This window comes from Paenibacillus puerhi, from assembly GCF_009846885.1.
In the GTDB taxonomy this organism is placed as follows: Bacteria; Bacillota; Bacilli; order Paenibacillales; family NBRC-103111; genus Paenibacillus_G; species Paenibacillus_G puerhi.
Genome location: NZ_WUWM01000027.1, coordinates 1 through 18,765, shown reverse-complemented (window position 1 = coordinate 18,765; position 18,765 = coordinate 1). Strand labels below are relative to the sequence as shown.

Annotated in this window: 21 protein-coding genes; 16 read left to right on the top strand and 5 right to left on the bottom strand. The window is 54.8% G+C overall.

The window, feature by feature from the left end:
• The first annotated feature begins 209 nt into the window (after positions 1-209).
• The 5 genes from GSF01_RS21655 (at position 210) to GSF01_RS21635 (ending at position 4,279) form a co-directional block, all read left to right on the top strand.
• Positions 210-1,517, top strand: coding sequence for a serpin family protein (locus GSF01_RS21655; RefSeq protein WP_159887389.1), 1,308 nt, complete (start codon positions 210-212; stop codon positions 1,515-1,517).
• A gap of 57 nt (positions 1,518-1,574) precedes the next feature.
• On the top strand, positions 1,575-2,021 hold the full coding sequence (locus tag GSF01_RS21650) for an NUDIX hydrolase (protein ID WP_159887388.1): 447 nt from the start codon (positions 1,575-1,577) through the stop codon (positions 2,019-2,021).
• Positions 1,996-2,838 carry a VanW family protein gene (locus GSF01_RS21645; protein ID WP_159887387.1) on the top strand — a complete coding sequence of 281 codons (843 nt, stop codon included), beginning with the start codon at positions 1,996-1,998 and terminating at the stop codon, positions 2,836-2,838. The genes GSF01_RS21650 and GSF01_RS21645 overlap by 26 nt, the downstream gene beginning before the upstream one ends.
• Positions 2,839-2,940: 102 nt before the next feature.
• On the top strand, positions 2,941-3,399 hold the full coding sequence (locus GSF01_RS21640; RefSeq protein WP_159887386.1) for a chemotaxis protein CheX: 459 nt from the start codon (positions 2,941-2,943) through the stop codon (positions 3,397-3,399).
• A 103-nt stretch (positions 3,400-3,502) separates the two neighbouring features.
• Positions 3,503-4,279 (top strand): SDR family NAD(P)-dependent oxidoreductase, encoded by a 777-nt coding sequence (locus tag GSF01_RS21635; RefSeq protein WP_159887385.1) that lies wholly within the window; start codon positions 3,503-3,505, stop codon positions 4,277-4,279.
• 20 nt (positions 4,280-4,299) lie between these two features.
• Here the strand turns inward: GSF01_RS21635 and GSF01_RS21630 are convergent, their stop codons facing one another.
• Complete coding sequence (locus GSF01_RS21630; RefSeq protein ID WP_159887384.1) at positions 4,300-4,560, bottom strand: DUF2573 family protein; 261 nt, start codon at positions 4,558-4,560, stop codon at positions 4,300-4,302.
• Positions 4,561-4,638: 78 nt separating this feature from the next.
• Between GSF01_RS21630 and GSF01_RS21625 the strand changes: the two genes are divergently transcribed.
• The 3 genes from GSF01_RS21625 (at position 4,639) to GSF01_RS21615 (ending at position 7,707) form a co-directional block, all read left to right on the top strand.
• Positions 4,639-5,487, top strand: coding sequence for an alpha/beta hydrolase family protein (locus tag GSF01_RS21625; protein WP_159887383.1), 849 nt, complete (start codon positions 4,639-4,641; stop codon positions 5,485-5,487).
• Between the two features lie 113 nt (positions 5,488-5,600).
• Positions 5,601-7,115 (top strand): DEAD/DEAH box helicase, encoded by a 1,515-nt coding sequence (locus GSF01_RS21620; protein WP_159887382.1) that lies wholly within the window; start codon positions 5,601-5,603, stop codon positions 7,113-7,115.
• Positions 7,116-7,140: 25 nt separating this feature from the next.
• Complete coding sequence (locus tag GSF01_RS21615) at positions 7,141-7,707, top strand: hypothetical protein (RefSeq protein ID WP_159887381.1); 567 nt, start codon at positions 7,141-7,143, stop codon at positions 7,705-7,707.
• Between the two features lie 94 nt (positions 7,708-7,801).
• On the opposite strand, the gene GSF01_RS21610 is transcribed toward GSF01_RS21615, so the two are convergent.
• Complete coding sequence (locus GSF01_RS21610) at positions 7,802-9,319, bottom strand: DHA2 family efflux MFS transporter permease subunit (RefSeq protein WP_159887380.1); 1,518 nt, start codon at positions 9,317-9,319, stop codon at positions 7,802-7,804.
• 267 nt (positions 9,320-9,586) lie between these two features.
• On the bottom strand, positions 9,587-11,221 hold the full coding sequence (locus GSF01_RS21605) for an FAD-dependent oxidoreductase (protein ID WP_159887379.1): 1,635 nt from the start codon (positions 11,219-11,221) through the stop codon (positions 9,587-9,589).
• Positions 11,222-11,517: 296 nt separating this feature from the next.
• Here GSF01_RS21605 and GSF01_RS21600 point away from each other — a divergent pair, with 296 nt between their 5' ends.
• From GSF01_RS21600 to GSF01_RS29835, 7 genes are all read left to right on the top strand, one after another.
• Positions 11,518-12,762 (top strand): S-layer homology domain-containing protein, encoded by a 1,245-nt coding sequence (locus tag GSF01_RS21600; RefSeq protein ID WP_159887378.1) that lies wholly within the window; start codon positions 11,518-11,520, stop codon positions 12,760-12,762.
• 142 nt (positions 12,763-12,904) lie between these two features.
• Positions 12,905-14,158: a threonine ammonia-lyase IlvA gene (ilvA, locus tag GSF01_RS21595; RefSeq protein WP_159887377.1), complete on the top strand. Its 1,254-nt coding sequence runs from the start codon at positions 12,905-12,907 to the stop codon at positions 14,156-14,158.
• A gap of 40 nt (positions 14,159-14,198) precedes the next feature.
• A complete protein-coding gene (locus GSF01_RS21590; RefSeq protein ID WP_159887376.1) occupies positions 14,199-14,360 on the top strand; it encodes a hypothetical protein in 162 nt (53 codons plus the stop codon).
• Positions 14,361-14,677: 317 nt separating this feature from the next.
• Complete coding sequence (locus tag GSF01_RS21585) at positions 14,678-15,118, top strand: NfeD family protein (protein ID WP_159887375.1); 441 nt, start codon at positions 14,678-14,680, stop codon at positions 15,116-15,118.
• Positions 15,119-16,060 (top strand): SPFH domain-containing protein, encoded by a 942-nt coding sequence (locus tag GSF01_RS21580; protein WP_159887374.1) that lies wholly within the window; start codon positions 15,119-15,121, stop codon positions 16,058-16,060. It begins immediately after the preceding gene.
• A 233-nt stretch (positions 16,061-16,293) separates the two neighbouring features.
• Complete coding sequence (locus GSF01_RS21575; protein WP_159887373.1) at positions 16,294-16,536, top strand: hypothetical protein; 243 nt, start codon at positions 16,294-16,296, stop codon at positions 16,534-16,536.
• A 366-nt stretch (positions 16,537-16,902) separates the two neighbouring features.
• The gene (locus tag GSF01_RS29835; protein ID WP_235941672.1) at positions 16,903-17,286 is read left to right on the top strand and encodes a tyrosine-type recombinase/integrase; all 384 of its coding nucleotides are present in this window, start codon (positions 16,903-16,905) and stop codon (positions 17,284-17,286) included.
• A gap of 276 nt (positions 17,287-17,562) precedes the next feature.
• Here GSF01_RS29835 and GSF01_RS30450 read toward each other — a convergent pair whose 3' ends face one another.
• On the bottom strand, positions 17,563-17,829 hold the full coding sequence (locus tag GSF01_RS30450; RefSeq protein ID WP_159887372.1) for a type II toxin-antitoxin system RelE family toxin: 267 nt from the start codon (positions 17,827-17,829) through the stop codon (positions 17,563-17,565).
• Positions 17,813-18,085: a hypothetical protein gene (locus GSF01_RS21560; RefSeq protein ID WP_159887371.1), complete on the bottom strand. Its 273-nt coding sequence runs from the start codon at positions 18,083-18,085 to the stop codon at positions 17,813-17,815. The genes GSF01_RS30450 and GSF01_RS21560 overlap by 17 nt, the downstream gene beginning before the upstream one ends.
• Before the next feature lie 225 nt (positions 18,086-18,310).
• Here GSF01_RS21560 and GSF01_RS21555 point away from each other — a divergent pair, with 225 nt between their 5' ends.
• The gene (locus tag GSF01_RS21555) at positions 18,311-18,652 is read left to right on the top strand and encodes a hypothetical protein (protein ID WP_201305461.1); all 342 of its coding nucleotides are present in this window, start codon (positions 18,311-18,313) and stop codon (positions 18,650-18,652) included.
• The last annotated feature ends 113 nt before the right edge of the window (positions 18,653-18,765 follow it).

The following is an 18,765-nucleotide window of genomic DNA, read 5'->3' as shown; positions in this document are numbered from 1 at the left end:
GAATGGATCAGAATGGATCGGATTGAATCGAATTTTATCGAATTTGATCGAATCGGATCGGATTACCCGAACCCGAAACGTAATATTGTCTTCTGGAATCTGAAAGCTCGTGTAAAGGCCTTCTGGAAGCCAGGACGATGAAAGAACAACCTGCAACTTCATATGTACAAGATGCGTCAGGAGCATAGAATAGAAAGAGGGTGGGCTGCATGGGGGCTGCATGGGAAATCACGAAGAAGAACAGGGGTGCAAGCAAAGTCAGACGTGCGTTTAAGACTTATTCGCTGGTGGCACTGGGCGCATTGATGCTGAGTATGGCGGTGGGTTGCGGAAAAGAACCGGGGCTGGAGGGCGGAGAAGCAAGTGCGCGCAAGTACAGCTTGAGCGAGCTGGAGCCAGCCGTCGTGGAAGCCGGCAATCGATTCGGGTTGGAGCTGTATCTTCACATGACGAAGGCGGCTCCCGATGATAATGTAGTGATGTCTCCTTATAGCGTGGCGTCGGCTATTGGGATCGTGCAGCTCGGGGCGCAGGGCTCGACTCGGGACGAAATGAGCGAAGTGCTTCAAACGGCTCAGATGACCCCGGAAGCATGGAGCAGGGGACAACAGGTGCTCCGTGATTTGCTGGAGCATTCGGGTCGTGAGGTAAGGCTGTCTACCGCCAATTCCCTGTGGATACGGAAGGGCGCTGGAATCAAGCAGGCGTTTGTGGAGCAGGCCCGGTCTGTATTTGCCGCGGATGCGAAGGAGCTTGATTTCACAAGGGACCGAAAGGCGGTTCAGGCGATAAACGACTGGGTCAGCCAAAAGACGGAAGGGAAGATCGACCATATTATAGAAGGGCCGATCTCTTCACAGAAGGTACTTTACGTGATTAACGCCCTCTATTTCAAAGGCCAATGGCAGCATCCCTTTCAGGAAGGCCAAACGAAGCCGGGCGATTTTCATATCAAGCCGGGCCAGCCGGTACAGGTTCAGATGATGAAGCAGCAGAATCAATTCCGTTATGCGGAGGACCCTCTCTACCAAGCGGTGCGCCTCCCTTATGGGGACGGAAAGCTGGCCATGACCCTTGTGCTGCCTGCCGCTCATACGGATGTAGACGCCGTGGCGGAGAAGCTGGCCGGGGATGCCGGTTTTTGGAATCGCGAAATGGAGGCGCAGCGGGTGATTCTTGAGCTTCCGCGATTCAAGCTGGAGGGAAAGTATAAGCTGAACGAGCCGCTCCAATCCATGGGTCTGAAGGAAGCCTTCGATGGGAATAAAGCGAAATTTGGCGGTATCAGCGACCAAGCATCGCTTCAAATCGATGAGGTGCTGCATAAGACCTATATTCATGTCAATGAACAAGGGACGGAAGCGGCTGCGGTGACTTCTATCGGGATGGCAGGATCAGCGCCGCCGTCGGCAGAGCCGGTAAACATGACGGTCAACCGGCCCTTTGTGGTAGCGATCCAGAGTATGGAAACCGGCAGTATTTTGTTTCTCGGGACAGTTCGAAACCCGGTGGAATAGGCGGAATGCGCGAATCATAATAGAAGAGGAACGAGCACGCGAAAGGGAGGAATGCCGATGGCAGAGAGATGGTTTCGGCTGCACAGCGCGGTGTATTTGTTATTTGTCCGAGAGGAAAGGATCCTGCTTCTTCGAAGAACGAATACCGGCTTCGAAGACGGCAAGCTGAGTCTGGTAGCCGGAAAGCTGGACGGCGGTGAGGAAGTGAAGCAGGCCGCCGTACGCGAAGCTTATGAAGAGAGCGGTCTCCGGGTCCGTGCGGAGGACCTGGAGGTTGTTCGGGTCGTGCATCGGAATTCGGATTCGGGGGAATGGGTGGATTTTTTTCTGAGCGTGCGGACCTGGGAGGGAGAGCCCAGCAACCGGGAGCCCGACAAGTGCTCGGAGATGGGCTGGTTTCCAGTGGATTCCCTGCCCTCCGATATGATCGGGTACGTGAAGCAATCCATTGAAAAGATCATGCGGGGAGAAGGAATTTATGACAGCTTCGGCTTCGATACCTAAGCCAATTAGGCGTTCTAGGCTTAGGCTGATCGCGGGTATCTCGTATTATCGGCTGCGCAGGTATTGGCAATGGCTTCGGATGGACTCACATGTGAGTCGGGTACGGAGACTTGAGCCTCTTGCTCATGTCGTCTTTGCTCACCGGACGCCCTTGCTGCGCAACCTGCAGGATGTGGAGATGTGGCTTCAGCATAACAAAGTGATGAATCTGAAGATCGCTTCGGGGCGCATTCACGGGGTTTGCTTAAGACCGGGGGAGACTTTCTCCTACTGGAGGACCATCGGCAAGCCTACGAGGCGCAAAGGGTATGTTCCCGGCATGCTCCTTCAGCACGGAAAGGTCAAGGTAGGCATCGGCGGAGGGCTTTGCCAGCTGTCCAACCTTATCTATTGGATGACGCTTCATACGCCACTTGTCGTCACGGAACGCTATCGGCACAGTTATGACGTCTTTCCCGATGCAGGCAGGACGCAGCCGTTCGGCAGCGGGGCGACATGCTTTTACAATTATATAGATCTGCAGATCAAGAATCCGACGCAATCGACCTACCAGCTCTGTCTCTATATGACTGGCGACGAACTGGTGGGGGAGTGGAGATCGGACAGCCCGTCTCCCTACACGTATGAAATTATAGAGAAAAGGCACTGGTTTACCCAGGAGCTTTGGGGTGGATATATCCGGCATAATGAGCTTTATCGCAACCGGTATGACCTTCAAGGGCAGCTGCTGGGCGAGGAGTTTATAGCTGAAAACCATGCCCTTATGATGTATGAACCATGCTTGCCGGAAAAAACTTTGGGAAATCGGGAGAGGTAAAGGTAAAAAAATCCTATACGCAGGACTTTATTTTAGGTATAATGAATTAACAATAGGTCCTACGGGAATATAGGATTTTGTCGAAAGGAGACCGCTACCCGAATGAAAGCAGAGCTAATAAATCCTTTTCTGGAATCGGCTAGAATCGTCATCGAACAGGTCGCCAATATTCGACCGTCTACCGGCCAGCTGGGTATTAAGGATGTCAAGTTTGTAGAAAACTACATCTGGATCCAGATCGGCATGACGGGGCAGATGCAAGGAGATATTGTATTTGGACTCCATGAAAGCGTGGCACTAAAGGTTGTTTCGGCGATGATGGGTGGTTTTATGATTACGGAAATGGATGATATGAGCAAAAGCGCCATCTCAGAGCTGGGCAATATGATCAGCGGCAATGCGAGTACGATGCTGTTTAATCAGGGAGTGCGCGTCGATATTACGCCACCCAAGCTGCTGCACTCGGCCAGCCTGGCAGGCTTCGACGCCAAGCGGGCGCTGACCATCCCTCTCATTATGGAAGGTATCGGTGAACTGGACATTCAAGTGTTGATTGCTTAAAGTGGTAAGCGAGGGTCGTATCTGCTCCTTCCGGAGCAGAGGCGCTTCGCTTTTTTTATTGCTCGAGAAGGTTGGGACGGATACCGGAACAGGGGGAAACCGCATGTTTTTCCGAGATAAAGTTGTAGTGATTACAGGCGCATCCAGCGGCATAGGCGCTTTGATGGCTCAGAGGCTGGCCGAGCAGGGCGCTGTTCCTGTGCTTGTGGCGCGTTCGGAAACGAGACTTGCCGAAGTGTCGGAGCGGGTCGCAGGGCCGCACGGTACGTTCGTGCTGGACGTGCAGTCCACGGAACAGGTAGATGCTGTCATGTCCCGGATTCTGGAGGAGTATGGGAGAATTGATATTCTGATCAACAATGCGGGTTATGGCGTGTTCTCCAGATTCGCCGATGCGCCGCTCCGCGAGTTCGAGGATATGATGGATGTCAATTATATGGGAACGGTCCGTTGTATCAAGGCTGTACTTCCTCACATGCTGAATCGGGGAACGGGCCATATCGTCAATATCGCGTCGATGGCGGGGAAGATCGGTTCGGCCAAATCAAGCGGGTATTCGGCGACTAAGCATGCTGTGCTGGGACTAACGAACTGCTTGCGGCCTGAGCTGGTAGGAACCGGCGTGTATGTAACCGCCATTAATCCGGGACCCATCGATACGCCTTTCTTCGACCGTGCCGATCCTTCCGGGACTTATGTGAACAACGTGAGGTGGTTCATGCTGAAGCCGGATAGGGTCGTGCGTCGGATGATGCGGGCCATCGAACGCCGTACGCCGGAGGTTAATCTGCCGTTTACCGCGGCTGCCGGCGTTAAGCTGTTTCAACTGTTTCCGCGTTTGTTCGATTCGATCGGCTACCGGCTGTTGAATAAAAAATAGAGGACAAGGAAACGGCGGAGCTATTCCTCCGTTTTCTTGTTTGCTTCTCGGAGCTTCTGGTTCAGATCGCGCACTTCTTCATATAAGGCTCGAATCTGGGCGCGGGCTTCGGGATGGTTCTGGTTCCAGTGGCTGGCCAAGGCAGGCATCGTTTTATGGATATGATTGTAGATGGACCAGACTTTGATCTTCTCGGTCATCTCTTCGGAAGCGTCGCCGGTCAGCAGCTCCGCGAACTTCTCCACAAGAGCATCGAATTCGGTTGTGAAGCGGGAATCCATTGAAAATCCACCTTTCCGGTCATAATAAGCTATAGTTTACCTTGGGAATCTATAGGTGTCAAAATGGAGTGTGGTCATATGAAGGCTGATCCGCAGCATATAACGGAACATACGCCGAATCAATTGCCCGACGGGCTGCTCCTGGAAAGACAGGAGCTCCGAAGTCTGGCGAAGGGCATATCTCTCTATCTGCTTACATATATCGCCCAGGGACTGAAGGTAAAGGGATATTTGGCGGTGCCCGAAGGCGAGGGACGGCTGCCGGTAGCTATCTTCTGCCGGGGAGGCATCCGCAAGGTCGGTATGGTTCGCAAACGCCGGATCTTCTCGATGGCCCGGCGGGGCTATGCCGTATTTGCCCCCTTCTACAGGGGGAACGAAGGAGGCGAGGGCAGAGAAGACTTCGCCGGCGAGGACCGGTTCGATGTATACGCTGCCCTCACGATGGTACGCTCCCTGCCAGAGGCCGCTCCCGGACCCGTGCCCTTAATCGGCTTCTCGCGCGGCGCTATGATGGCGCTGCTGGCAGCCAGAGATTGCCCCGATGCGGGACCGGTCGTGGTGTGGGGCGGGGTAAGCAGCTTGTTCGATACGTATGAAGAGCGAGTAGATCTGCGAAGAATGCTGAAGCGCGTGGTGGGGCACCCGAAGAAGCAGTATGAGGCTTATGAGGACCGCTCGCCGGTGTATTGGGCCGATCGGCTCCATGTGCCGTTGCTGATCGTTCATGGCACTGCTGACGAACAGGTCGGCGTCGATCACGCCAGAAAGCTCGCGCTGGCCATGGAAGCCGCAGGCAAGGATTATGCGATGGAGCTGTATGACGGCTTGGGGCACCGGTTTCCCAAAGAGGAGGACGAACGGGCTCTTGATGCGGTGTTTGCTTGGATAACCCGCAAGCGGGGAGAGATGATGGGAGAGCGCTAATGCGCCGCTACCGGGCCGGCCTGCCGCACCGATTAAACGAGGCGCAGGTAGGGGCAATAAACGGGGCAATTTGGTATACTTGAGAGAATGATAAGCCAAAAAGGGATGATGAGATGAGTTTTACAGGATTCGCTGCTCTGGGAATAGATCCGGTTTACGTGAAAAGGTTGACGGAGCTGGGGATTACAGAGCCTTCTCCGATCCAGGCGGAGGCTATTCCGGCAGCGCTGCAGCGCAAGGATATCGTGGCCCAATCGCAGACAGGTACGGGCAAGACGCTGGCCTATGCGCTCCCGGCCTTGCAGCAGATCGATGTCAAGCTGCGCGAAGCGCAGGTCATGGTCCTGGTGCCCACGCGCGAGCTCGGGATGCAGATCGTACATACGCTGGATCAGCTGACTCAAGGAACGGAGGTACGCGTGCAGCAGCTGATTGGAGGGGCTTCGATCGAGCGTCAATTGGACAAGCTCAAGCTGAAGCCGCATATCGTGGTTGGAACGCCCGGCCGGGTACAGGAGCTGGTGAAGCTGCGAAAGCTGAAGCTGGCGGGAATCCGCACGCTAGTGGTGGACGAGGTGGATCAGGTATTTGAGCTTGGCTCCATGCATGAGGTGGAGGCGCTGCTGAAGGGCATGCTGCGCGACCGTCAAATGCTGTTTTTCTCGGCTACGCTGCCTCCCCAGCTGCAAGCTGTGATCGATCACTGGATGCGGGAGCCGGAATATGTACGGGTCAATCCTGCTCAGCGCACGGCGGAGACTTTGGAGCATCTGTACTTTGTTTGCGAGGAACGGGAACGGGTCGATACGCTACGCCGCTTGGTGAGGCTGTGGAATCCGAAGCAAGCGATCGTATTTATCAACGAGACGGATGATATCGGGGAAGCGGTAGCCAAGCTGAAATACGTCGGGTTATCTGTGGAGGGCTTGTATGCCGACTCTTACAAGCAGGAGCGGGCGAGGGCGATGCAGGGCTTCCGCGCGGGCCGCTTCCAGCTGCTGCTGGCTACCGATGTAGCCGCAAGGGGGCTTGATCTGCCCCAGGTCACCCATGTATTCAATCTGGACCCGCCGATCGATGCGGATCACTATGTGCATCGCGTCGGACGTACTGGCCGGATGGGCAAACGGGGCACGGCGGTATCTATTATTACGCGCCGGGAGCAGTTCATCGTGGACAAGTTCGCCAAGTCGCTGGGCATCGACATCCAGCGCAAGTATATGTCGCACGGCAAGATCTATGATGCCAAGCCGCCGGGCGAGGCTGGCCCGGTCAAGCGCACGCCGGTGGACCGGCGTGCGGGTCAAGACTCACAGCCGGACGCGCGTACCGCGTCCGCATCTGTTACATCGGGCCTGCGCCGCAGTGCGCCGGCCGAAGAAGCTGCGGCACGCCCGCAAGGTCGCGGCGCGCGGATGCCTACCGGCGCCGCCGGACGCGATGCGGCGCTAGGATCTGTGCCGGCCGCGAAGCCGGCGGCGGCAAAGGCCCAAGGCCGGGCCACGGATCGGCCGAAGGGACCGGTCAAGAGCAAGGCGGAGCTCGAGCGCGAGCGCAAAAACAAAGGGGCGCCGCGCTGGCTGAAGGATAAGCCGGAGCGCCCGGGCGGCAAGGGCAAGTCGAAGTAACACGCGGAAGGGGAAGCCGCATACCGTGAAGAGGATTAAGGGGATAGTGTCTGTGCTTCTGCTGGCAGTAGCGCTGGCGGCAGCCGGCTTGTGGCTGGTTAAGCCGACCGAGCGGCTGGACCTCGCCTACGAGCCGCTTCGCATCCAGGATCAGGTGAAGGAGATGCTGCTGAACCGGAGGTTTGAAGCGGTGCTTAGCGAATCCGAGGTGGACTCGCTGATCAAGAGAAGACTGTCGGCGCAGCCTCAGGTTATGAAGGGCGGCCGCATCACGGGAGCAAGATTTACCCTGCATAACGACGAGCTTCAGGCCGATGTCCATCTGCTGCTGCAGGAACGCTGGGCTGTTGGGGCGAGGTTAACCTTTGCCTTGTCCTGGGAAGCGCCTTACATGGTCGTGACACATACCGGAACGGACCTTCGGGGGCTTCCTCTGCCCGTCAGCTGGTTCCGCCTTGAGCCGATCCGAATCGAACCGGATGCCTACATCCCGGGGCCGCTGGGCGTCAAAGGCATGACCTTCGAGGGCTCGGAGGTTAGGCTTCAGCTTCAGCTCCGGAAACCGATTCGCCCGTCCTCGGTGTCGGCTTAGCAGTGGCCTTTCAATTCGCAATACTTAACCAAAGGGCGTGAGCCCGGCAGATACGCATCTGCCGGACTCACGCCCTTTGGGTTGTTCCATTTACTTAAGTTTGGCGAAGATCGGCTTTGTCAGCCGGCGCTGTTGTCCCCCGCTGGTTGTCGGTATGCCGGGTGCGCATCAGAATGGCGAAGGGAATGCCCAGCAAGACGACGACGGTGGCCAGCAGGTAAACATCATTGACACTGTCCGTGAATGCCGTGGCGCCGAGCAGCGCTTCGTCCTTCATCTCGCCGGCAGCCGTCAAATCTGCGGTGTGCGTGGCCACCCTAGCTGCGAGCATCGTGGTAAACAGGCCGATGGAGAACGAGCCGAACCCTTGACGAATCCAGTTGCTCGCCGAGGAGGCGTGACCGGAAAGCTCGCGCGGGATCACTTCCATCCCCGCGTTAGAGGCGGGCATCATCGCCAGCGAGATGCCGATATTGCGTACGGTCATCCATAGTACGATATACATTTGGGAGGTACCCACATGCAGGTTCGCCATGGCGAGCGTGCCTACAGCGATCAGCGTAATCCCCGAGATGATAAGCGTGACGGGACCGAGCCGCGCATACAGCTTGGCCGTAATCGGCATGAACAGCGCCATGGCCAGCGAGGACGGCAGCAGAATCAAGCCGGTTTGAAGAGCGGACACATGCTGGATATTTTGCAAGAAGACAGGTGTCAAATAAGTGCCTGAGTACAAGCTGATGGTGATCATGGAGCTGATCACGAGCGTAAAGGTGTAACGTTTGTAACGGAAGACGCTCAGATTAAGCAGCGGATGGGAGGTGCGGCGTTCCCTGCGGATGAACAGGAACAGTCCTAGGATACCGACCCCAATCAGAGACAGCGTCTGCCAGGCTAGCCAACCCCAGCGGTGCGCTTCGCTAAATGCGAAGAGCAGAGAGGCGCTGCTGACGACTACCGTCATAAAGCCGTACAGGTCGAACGACTTCGGCGTAGTCAGCTTGTAGTAGGGAATCAGGCGCGAGGCGACCCATACGGCTGCTAGGCCAAGCGGCACGTTAATAAGGAACAGCCAGCGCCAGTCCAGCGACTCGATCAGCCAGCCTGCCAGCGTCGGGCCGAGGGCCGGAGCGAGCATCGCCGACAAGCTCCACATGCTGAGCGCGAAGGCTTGTCGGTCGCGTGGAATAACCTGATAGATGATGGTCATCGTAGCCGGCATGACCATCCCGCTGAAAATGCCTTGCAAAATACGGAAACCGATCAGCGACTCCACATTCCAGGCTATCGCACATAGGCCGGACATCAGCGTAAAGCCGATCAAGGCGATGACATACAAATACTTGGTGCTGAACCGGTCACCCAGATAGCCTGTAATAGGGGAAATGATGCCGGTGGCAAGCATGAAGCCGGTTAAGGTCCATTGGACCATGCCGAGATCGGTTTGAAATTCATGCATTAAGACGGGGATAGCAACGTTGATCGTACTCATCCCAAGCAGGGATACGAAGGATCCGAGGAAGATCCCGATCAGCACCGGCCAGAACGCAACGGAGGCGGGCTCCGGGGCAAGGGGTTCCGGGTTGCGGGCGGATGGTTTGCTTACTGACATGGGGGAATGCTCCTTCTCCTAAATGAATGTAATTGCCGGTTTGACCGGTCTGTGTGAATGGTTGATTCGTTTTATATATTTTAGATATAAAATATTCAAAGCTATGAACTATAGTATTGTAGCTTTTTCATTCTTGACTGTCAAAGGAAATGTTATTTCCTGGATAGGGTACTGTAGCAAAAGCAGTAAATAAAACGGGCCGGCCACACGCGTTAGCGTCTGACCGGCCCGTGACCGGCCCAGGTGCTGGCGAAAACCAAATGCCAGTTATTTTTTTCTAGTCTTGACGTAGGAGGCGTAAACGATCTCGCCCGTGTCCAGCTTGGCCAGCTCGTCGGCTGTCCAGCCGGCCAGCTTATTGTTGCCGGTTACGCCGGTTAGTTTAATCGCGTACTTGGTCTGCAAATATTGATGCAGCGCAGGCATGTCCGCTTCCTTCAGCTCGCGCAGCTTCTTCTTGCCCTGAATCTGTCCGAGGATGACGCCGATCGACTCGGCCGCAAGGCTCGTGTTCGGCTGGATTCGCGCGCTGCCGTAGGCGATGGCGGATGCCCCGACATTTTTGCCGGCAAGGATGACATTGTCATAGCCCTTCAGCAGAAAGCTGCGCAGCGGCATGCCGTACTTGTCGGGCCGGCCCATCTCAATGCCCCACTTGTTGGCGCTCGTGCCCTGCAGATCGAGCGGATAGCCGCCGATGCTGACGTTGTCCCAGAACATCTTCGCGCCCAGCATATCCGAAGGCTTCAATACATAGTCGGTCTCATAATGGTTGTATTCGCGGATGTACAAGTAGTTGGGAAAGCCGTTCAACTCCGCCTTCTCCCAGCCTACGATGTTTTTGCGGAAATGCTCCAGAATGAGCGGGATCTCTTTCTTGCCCAGCTCCATGGCGGCCTTCACCGAAGCATCGTCGGCTGGATCGACCGTATAGATTAGAAAGGCGTTGATAATGACCTCGCCGTCGCGTTGGGACACTGCATTTAGCCCGCGCAGAAAGACGCGGTCATTCGTCGACTTATACCGGTTCGTCATGCCGGTTAACCCGATAGCAAAGCTGTTGTCAACCGAGCCATAGCCGTACTTGGCGTTGCGTTCTTCCTTCGTCAGCTCGTTGAAATGCTTCTGGAACTTCGCCCAGTCCACGTTCTTGAACTTCATCATCATGCCGGCGCTCATATATTCGATATTGGACTGCCCGTAGAAGGCCTCCAGGCCCGGCAAGCGCGTTACTTGAAGCTTGCTGGCGAACGCCGCGTAGTCGGTATTTTCGACCCAGTATGCGGCCTCGATTCTTTTCTTCTGGCCATCCTTCGCTTCGTATTCGAGCGCCTTGATCCGCTGCTGGGCCGAAGGCTTGCCAGCCTGCTCCTGGCCGAACTCGCCCGGCTCGAGCTCCAGGCCCGCGATCTTGATGCCTTGCTCCAAGGGAATTCCTTGTATCAGCTGGGCGAAGTAAGCCTCGAACTCGGACAGCTTGCGGATCTTGCCGCTGCGGAACCCGTCAAACAAAGGCTTGGCCCGGCCCTGCACGAGCAGCTTGTACTGATCGTCTCGCGTTTCGTCGAGAAACAGCATCTCTCCTTGCAGCACCTGGCCGCCGAAGGCTTCCCGGGGATCGATGACCTTTACCTTCAAGCCCTCGTCTGCGGCTGCCCTGGCCAAGTACAAGCCTTCCAGCTCGGAGCCGACGACGAGCACGTCCACCTTTTCGGTAGGCAGCTCGGCCTTGGGGGGAGGAGCCGCCGGCTTCGAGGTATCGGGGATGGCGGCCGGAGGCAATTCGCCGGAGGCGATCTCAGGGCCGGTCTTGGCCTGATTGGTGAAGAAATAAATCGCTGCTATAAGGATGAGGGCCGCTCCGAGGAGAAGGGCGGACAGTCTCCTGCCTTTGCGTGTCATGTGGGGAAATTCACTCCTTCGTTCATTGTCTTGTCCAGTTTACCATCTTTTTGTCAGTGCGGCGACCGTTGAGTCCATATCGGTTATGCGGTTTGGAGGATCGACGGTTACAGGATGCCTGGTAAGCAGGGAAGCGTGGGTATTTCCCGCTTTCATTTTCTGCAGCTTTTTTTATTTGCACAGCCGCACCCCCTCAAAAATTTTCCAACCGGCGAACGTATTCTAGTGAATCCAGAAACCCTTCGCGAAGGTTCTGAAGCTTATCTTTGACAATATGACGTAGAGGAGATATGAACATGAACCCTATAATTAAAAAGACCATCGTATCCGGATTAGCGCTGGTGATGGTGATGGGCGGATCTACAGCGGCATTTGCCGACAACGGCAAGGGCAAGGGACGCGATAATGACAAGCGCGACAAAGACTACAAATCCGAGCAATCCCGCAACTGGTCTGATATCAAGCCTGGGAATGGCAATGGCAAGATCAAGCTGAGCTTCGACGATTTGAAGGGCAGCGACGTGGAATGGGCGGCAAGATACATTGCAAGTCTGGCTTCCAAGCAAGTATTCGAAGGCTATGAGGACGGCACGTTCCAGCCGCGCAAGACAATATCGCGTATCGAGGCCATTACGGCGGCTGTCCGCTTGATGGGACTGCGCGACCAGGCCGAGTCGGCTGAAGCGAAGCAAGCGAATCTTAATTTTACCGATGCCAATAAAGTAAAAGATAAATATTCGTGGGCGGTCGGCTACGTGTCCGTAGCGCTGCAGAACGACCTGTTCGCTGAGACGGATGCCGCCGTGCAGCCGGATAAGGAAGCAGACCGTCTGTGGGCTACGACGCTGCTGGTGAAGGCGCTCAAGCTGCAGAATGAAGCGAAGTCCAAGATGAATGCCAAGCTGCCGTTCAAGGATGCGAATAAAATCCCGGCAGGCTCCGTCGGCTATATTGCCGTGGCGCTGGAGAAGGGTCTGATCGACGGCTACTCGGATAATACATTCCGTCCGAACCAGCCGGTGACGCGTGCCGAGCTCGCTGCGCTGCTGGACCGCACGGGCAGCCAGCTGCCGGATAACACAGCGTACAAAGGGACCGTAACCGCGCCTGTGGCGAACAGCCTCTTGTCCGTGAAAGCAGCTAACAATGAAATCATCAACGTAGAGCTGGACGGCTCGGCTTATATCTTCCGCAATGGCGTTCGCGTATCGCCAAGCCAGATCTTAACCGGCGATCAGGTGCTGGTCCGCACATATGGCGGCAAAGCGATCTTCGTGGAAGTGACGAAGATGGCCGGCGATAACGGGCAAACGGTCGACTTTGTCGTGACAGGTACGCTCAACGGCTACACGCTGAATTCCCAAGGCTCGCTGGGCACGCTCTCGATCAACCAGGCTGTTGATGGCGGCGGTGTTCAAACCGCTGTATACAACGTGGCTCAAAATGTATATATTTCCGGCGACGTCAGCCTGCTGACGGCCGGCCGCTCGATCGAGCTGCGCGGCAAGCAACAATCCGTTCACACCATCATTATCAAATAAATAGAAGTCATGTACAGAGAAAAAGGTTAGCTTTACACGCAAGCGAACCGCCCTTTTCGAAGCCTCTCGGCTATCGGAAAGGGCGGTTTTGCGTGTATAATAGAGAGATGACTTTAAGAGAGAGACAGGAGGGAGCGTTACCATGAATGACAATCGCGTGAAGCTGGAAGACATTATGATGGCGAGCCATGTGCTCAAGGACGTCGTGACGCATACTCCGCTGCAGAAAAATTATATTTTATCCGAAAGATACGGCTGCCACGTGTACTTGAAGCGGGAGGATCTTCAGGTTGTCCGTTCCTTCAAGATTCGCGGCGCCTACCATATGATCCGCAGTCTGCCGGATGAGCGGCTTGCCAAGGGCGTGGTGTGCGCCAGCGCGGGCAATCATGCTCAAGGCGTCGCTTTTTCGTGCAAGGCTTTGGAGATTCCCGGAAAAATCTACATGCCGACGACAACGCCGCGGCAGAAAATCTCGCAGGTTAAGCTGTTTGGCGGCGAGTTTGTGGAGGTGCTGCTGTCCGGCGATACCTTCGACGATTCGCTGCGGGAGGCCGTCGCTTGCGCGGAGCGGGAGGGGATGACCTTTATCCACCCGTTCGAGGATCCCAAGGTGGTCGCGGGACAAGGCACAGTAGGGATGGAACTGGTAACCGATATGCGGGAGCCGGTAGATTTCGTCTTCGGAGGGATCGGGGGCGGCGGTCTGATGGCGGGCGTTGGCATCTATGTCAAAAGCATCAGCCCAGCCACCCGGGTGATCGGCGTGGAAGCGACCGGAGCCCCTTCGATGAGTCAGTCGCTGGAAGCCGGTGGCATCGTTACGCTCGGCGAAATCGACAAATTCGTCGATGGCACCGCAGTGAAGCGTGTCGGGGAGCTGAACTATGAGATCGTCCGTGAAGTGGTGGACGATATTGTCGTCGTTCCCGAAGGAAAGGTGTGTACGACCATCCTGGAGCTCTACAACGAAAATGCTATCGTCGCCGAGCCGGCCGGAGCGCTGCCGGTTGCGGCGCTGGATTTCTACCGCGAGCAGATTGCCGGCAAGCACGTCGTGTGCATTATAAGCGGAGGCAATAACGATATCGACCGGATGCAGGAAATCAAGGAACGCTCGCTGATCTATGAGGGGCTGAAGCATTACTTCATGGTTAACTTCCCGCAGCGTGCGGGAGCCTTGCGCGAATTTCTGGAATTCGTGCTCGGACCTAACGATGATATCACCCGCTTCGAGTATACGAAGAAGACGAGCAAGGAGAACGGTCCGGCGCTGGTCGGCATCGAGCTTAAGCACAAGGAGGACTATCTTCCTCTGCTGAAGCGCATGGATGAGCGGGGACTGCAATATAGTGAAATTAACAAGGACCCGTATCTGTTCAATCTGTTGATCTGAGATCTGAGGCGGGCGGGGAGAGAGAAGGAGGGCGCGGCACATGCAGGAGAAGGATCAGCCGAACACGGACACGATCCTGGAGGATTATGACGATTATGACGACGACGATGACCGGTGGAAGCCGGCCGACAAGTCGGAGACGGGCAGCGCCCATGACCGGAACGCGAGGATTCTCCGGCGCTGCTGCACGACCCGGCCTTAGCGGCATCGGCAGCTGCCACGGAGTGCGAGTCCCTTGGCGGCTAGTCGGGGCATGCCTCGTCAAAGCCCATGAAGAAGAGCAACTGATGCGTTCAGCTGCTCTTTTTGGCGTGCAGCGGGGCTGGGCCATTCGGAGCAGCGATGCTCCATCATTTGGATAATGACCGGAGCGCTCCCGTCGGATATTGGCGGCTACCGGTATACGAATAAGAACATAGCTTTCCTCTAGCCGACATATCTTGTTAAGACGGAGAAAAAGGCGCTGGAGAAGAGCCCGCGGCTTGCAATTTCTCCGAGAGAGGAAGGGGGTGGAACCGTATGGAGCTATGGGCGGTATGGTTGATCGCTGCCGGTGTTTTGTTGATTGCCGAGATGATGACGCTTACCTTTTACTTGCTATGGATCGCTGTCGGGGCCATCGCTGCTGCTATCGTTGCCTGGTTGTTTCCGGCATCCATCGTCGCGCAAGTGCTGGTTGGATGCCTCGTTGTGCTGGTGCTGACCCTGTTCACGAAGCCGATTACCCGCCGCTTCAGCACATCGGGCAGCTACAAGGACGCCGTGGATGAGCTGGTCGGCAAGCTAGGCATCGTGCTGGAGACGATCGAGCCGGGAAAGCAGGGAATCGTCAAGGTAGGCAGCGAAACGTGGAGCGCCTACTCCGAGTCGGGGGAACGGCTCGCCGAGGGAGCCTCCGTTATCGTTACCGCCAGGGGCAGCGCGCACTTGATCGTCCAACAAGTCGAAGGAGATGGTTAAATGGGAATGCTGGTAGTTGTCGTGATCCTGCTGATCGTGATCGTGTTCGCGGCCATGTCGATCAAGATCGTGCCGCAGCAGCGAGTCGGCATCGTAGAGCGGCTCGGCAAGTTCAATCGGCTGTTGACCCCGGGAGTCAACGTGCTCGTACCGGTGATCGATCATGTGCGCACCTACCATGACCTGCGGATTCAGCAAGCCAACGTGCCGCCGCAGACGGTGATTACCAAGGACAACGTGCAGGTGCAGATCGATACGATCATTTTCTACCAGGTCACCGGGCCTGAGCAGGCAACTTACGGCATCTCGGATTATGTGTACGGGGTACGCAACATCAGCACGGCTACCATGCGGCAAATTATCGGGAAAATGGAGCTGGACGAAACGCTATCCGGCCGGGAGAAAATTTCCACAGACATCCGCGTGGCTCTGGATGAGGCGACGGAGAAATGGGGCGTCCGGATCGAACGCGTCGAAGTCATCGACATCCAACCGCCCAAGGATATCCAGGAAGCGATGGATAAGCAAATGAAGGCCGAGCGGAGCAAGCGAGCCATCGTCCTCGAGGCGGAGGCAGCCAAGCAGGATATGATCCTTCGGGCGGAAGGCGACAAGCAGAGCAAGATACTGAAGGCCGAGGGCGACAAAGAAGCCCGCATCCGCGAAGCCGAAGGGCTGCGCCAGGCCCAGGAGCTGGAGGCTCTCGGCGAGGCGAAGGCCATCCAGGCCGTGGCCGAGGCCGAGAAACGACGGATCGAGCTGCTCCGCGAGGGCGGGCTGGATGACCAGGTGCTTACCTACCGGTCGCTGGAGGCGCTGCGCGATATCGCCTCCGGCTCAGCCAATAAAGTATTCATCCCGACCAAGGCGCTTGAGACGCTGGGCAGCATCGGAGCGATCGGCGATATGCTGCGGGCGGATCGGGCAGGCGGGAGGGAGTGAGTGAGGGCGCACACGTCAGGCTGGGCGGTCTTGGCTGACGCAAGTTAATCCGCCTCAGTCGGCTTATCCTAGGTAGGACTGGACGTGACGAAGGCATCGTTCTCATGCTATGATTTATCCATACGAAGGGCATACCGAAAGCATCGGGAGGCCACGCTGTCAGGAAGACGGCGTGGGCCTCCTTTTTTTGATTTCCACATTGTGGGTGCGCTGCTATAATGGAGGGAGATATTATGGTCATTGCTATTACCAAGCGAAATGAGACCGAACTGGCCGTTAAGCTGCTTCGCTATTGGAAAGATGGGGTAGAGCGAATACGAACCTTGCCGGGAAGAGTCTGGGTCCTGCAAGAGTCGGTATGGACCATTCCGTATACCTTGGAGGTTGTAGAGAAGTTTCTTGAGACATTTTCGGATGTGGAGATACAAGTGGATCCAAGCTTACAGGAGGAATGCTATTTATTTAGCGACGGGTAGAAGACTGGTTCGACAAGCTTGGCCTCAAGCAGTCATTGGCCGGCATGGAGTCGGGCTGAAAGGCAGGCTCTGGAGCAGGCTCTGCGGCTGAGAGGTTACAGCCCGCAAACGGTCAAGGCTTACCGGAATCAAGTTGAGCCTTTTTCTGAATGTTGCCCAAGCCTCTAAGCACCGGGGGCACGAGGATGATGTTCAACAACAATCTTTATCGCTGCTGGATCGCGGATGCTCCCATGCTTATGTGAATCAGGCGATAAGCGCGATTTAATTTTATGGTGTCAGCAGCCTGTCACCACGCCTTACGTCCGGCCTAAGAAGGAGAGCAAGCTTCCCCAGGTATTGTCGCGAGGGGAAGTACTGCGTATCTTGAAAGCAACGGAAAATCTGAAGCATCGAGCTATCCTGCACCTCACCTATTCTTCTGGCCTGCGTGTAAGTGAAGTGGTGCGATTGCAGCTCCGGGATGTTGATCATGAACGCAAGACATTGCGGATCCGTCAAGGTAAGGGAAGGAAAGACCGGCTCACTCTTTTGTCTGAGGCCGCCTACGCGCTGTTACAAACCTACTTGGAGCAAGACAAACCGGAGAAATGGCTGTTTCCGGGACAGGACAAGACGCGCCATTTGACTGAGCGTTCCGCTCAGAAGCTGTTTGTCCAGGCATTATCCGTATCTGGAGTAACCAAAAAAGTAAGTATCCATGTTCTGCGCCATTCCTTTGCAACGCATTTGCTGGAGGGTCCGGATTGATATTCGTTATATTCAGGAGCTTCTGGGGCATCAAAGTACACGGACAACTGAACGATACACGCATGTGAGTATCAAGGATGTGAGGCGGATTAAAAGCCCTCTGGATGACATGGTGTGGGAGTGACGCTTCGGGGATAAGGACAGATAGTAGGCATCGACGAACTTCGAGGAAAAGGTGAGATGGAAGGTATTCACGAAGTTCGTGGAAAAGACGTTATGTGAAACCGGTGCAAACATATTGAAGAAATTAAAAAGACACTTGCTAATTCAAGAGTCTCAAGATTTGTAAATATCTCCACGTGAGCCAACTTTTATTACTACAATAATTAATTGATCATCAAAAATTGAACATATGGTTCTGTATGAGCCTACCCGAAGTCGGAAGTGATTGTCGATACCCTGCATTTTTTGGATATCTAACTCCGGATGTCTGGGATCTTCTGCTAAGATATTTATATGGTCTAGAATCCGATTCCTAGTTGGCTTATCTAGTTTTTGGATACTTTTCAATACTTCTTTGTAGATCTTAATTTCGTAGCTCATGTTCAATGTCCTTTAGGTTAATTAGTTCACCTTGTTTGATTGCTTTATGAGCAGCTCGAATTGCACTTAGATCATCTTCAGTAGTGGGTTCGTCGTCGATAGAAATATTGGTTTGTTTATTATTTTGGGCAAGTCGTTCAATGATGTCGGTAATGAGTCCAAGATCTTTTTCTGATAATTGATTTATTAGATAGTTAATTCGTTCCTTACTAACCGCCAAGACCAACAACTCCCTTCCACCATTAATAATATCCATTATAACATCTTCAAAGACTTATCTGTAGGTATTAAGAGTAAAGAACTTTTTTGAAGGATATTTCAAGAAGGCACCGGCATCAGATAACACAGCATTCACGCATCGGGGCTTGCGCCCCTCGGTCCGCCCGAAGTGGGAAGCAGGGAGGCGGATTCAGGCGGACACATCTGCGAACCTAAGTGGCGGAGCCACCCCGGCCCTATGGGCCTTAAGGTTCTCAACGTCGTGAATGCAAAAACGTTATCTGAAACCGCCAAAAATCTTAGCAAAGAGGTTGAATCAATGCAGATTGAATTAAAAGAATTAAGTGAATCTGACGGTCAAGATATCTTTGAGATGTTGCAGGAAATAGGATTAGGGGAGAATGGTTTTACTTCAAATTTTCCCGAGAATGATTATGAATTATTTAAGAGAAGTTTAGCTCGACAAGTTCAAATTTCACAGGCAATAGATCTTCCAGATGGTTATGTACCCCAAACAATTTATTGGATGTACGCAGATGGAAAACCCGTTGCATATGGGAAGTTAAGACATAAATTAAACGAGAAGCTACTTAGGGCTTGCTGAATGCGAATAAATCCATATTTCACAAGGGTTACCGGGCATTTCCGTCGAATATATCTGCAAGGAAAACGTGGCAAAACGCTCAAAAACCTTGCAGATGGAGTGACGAAACATGT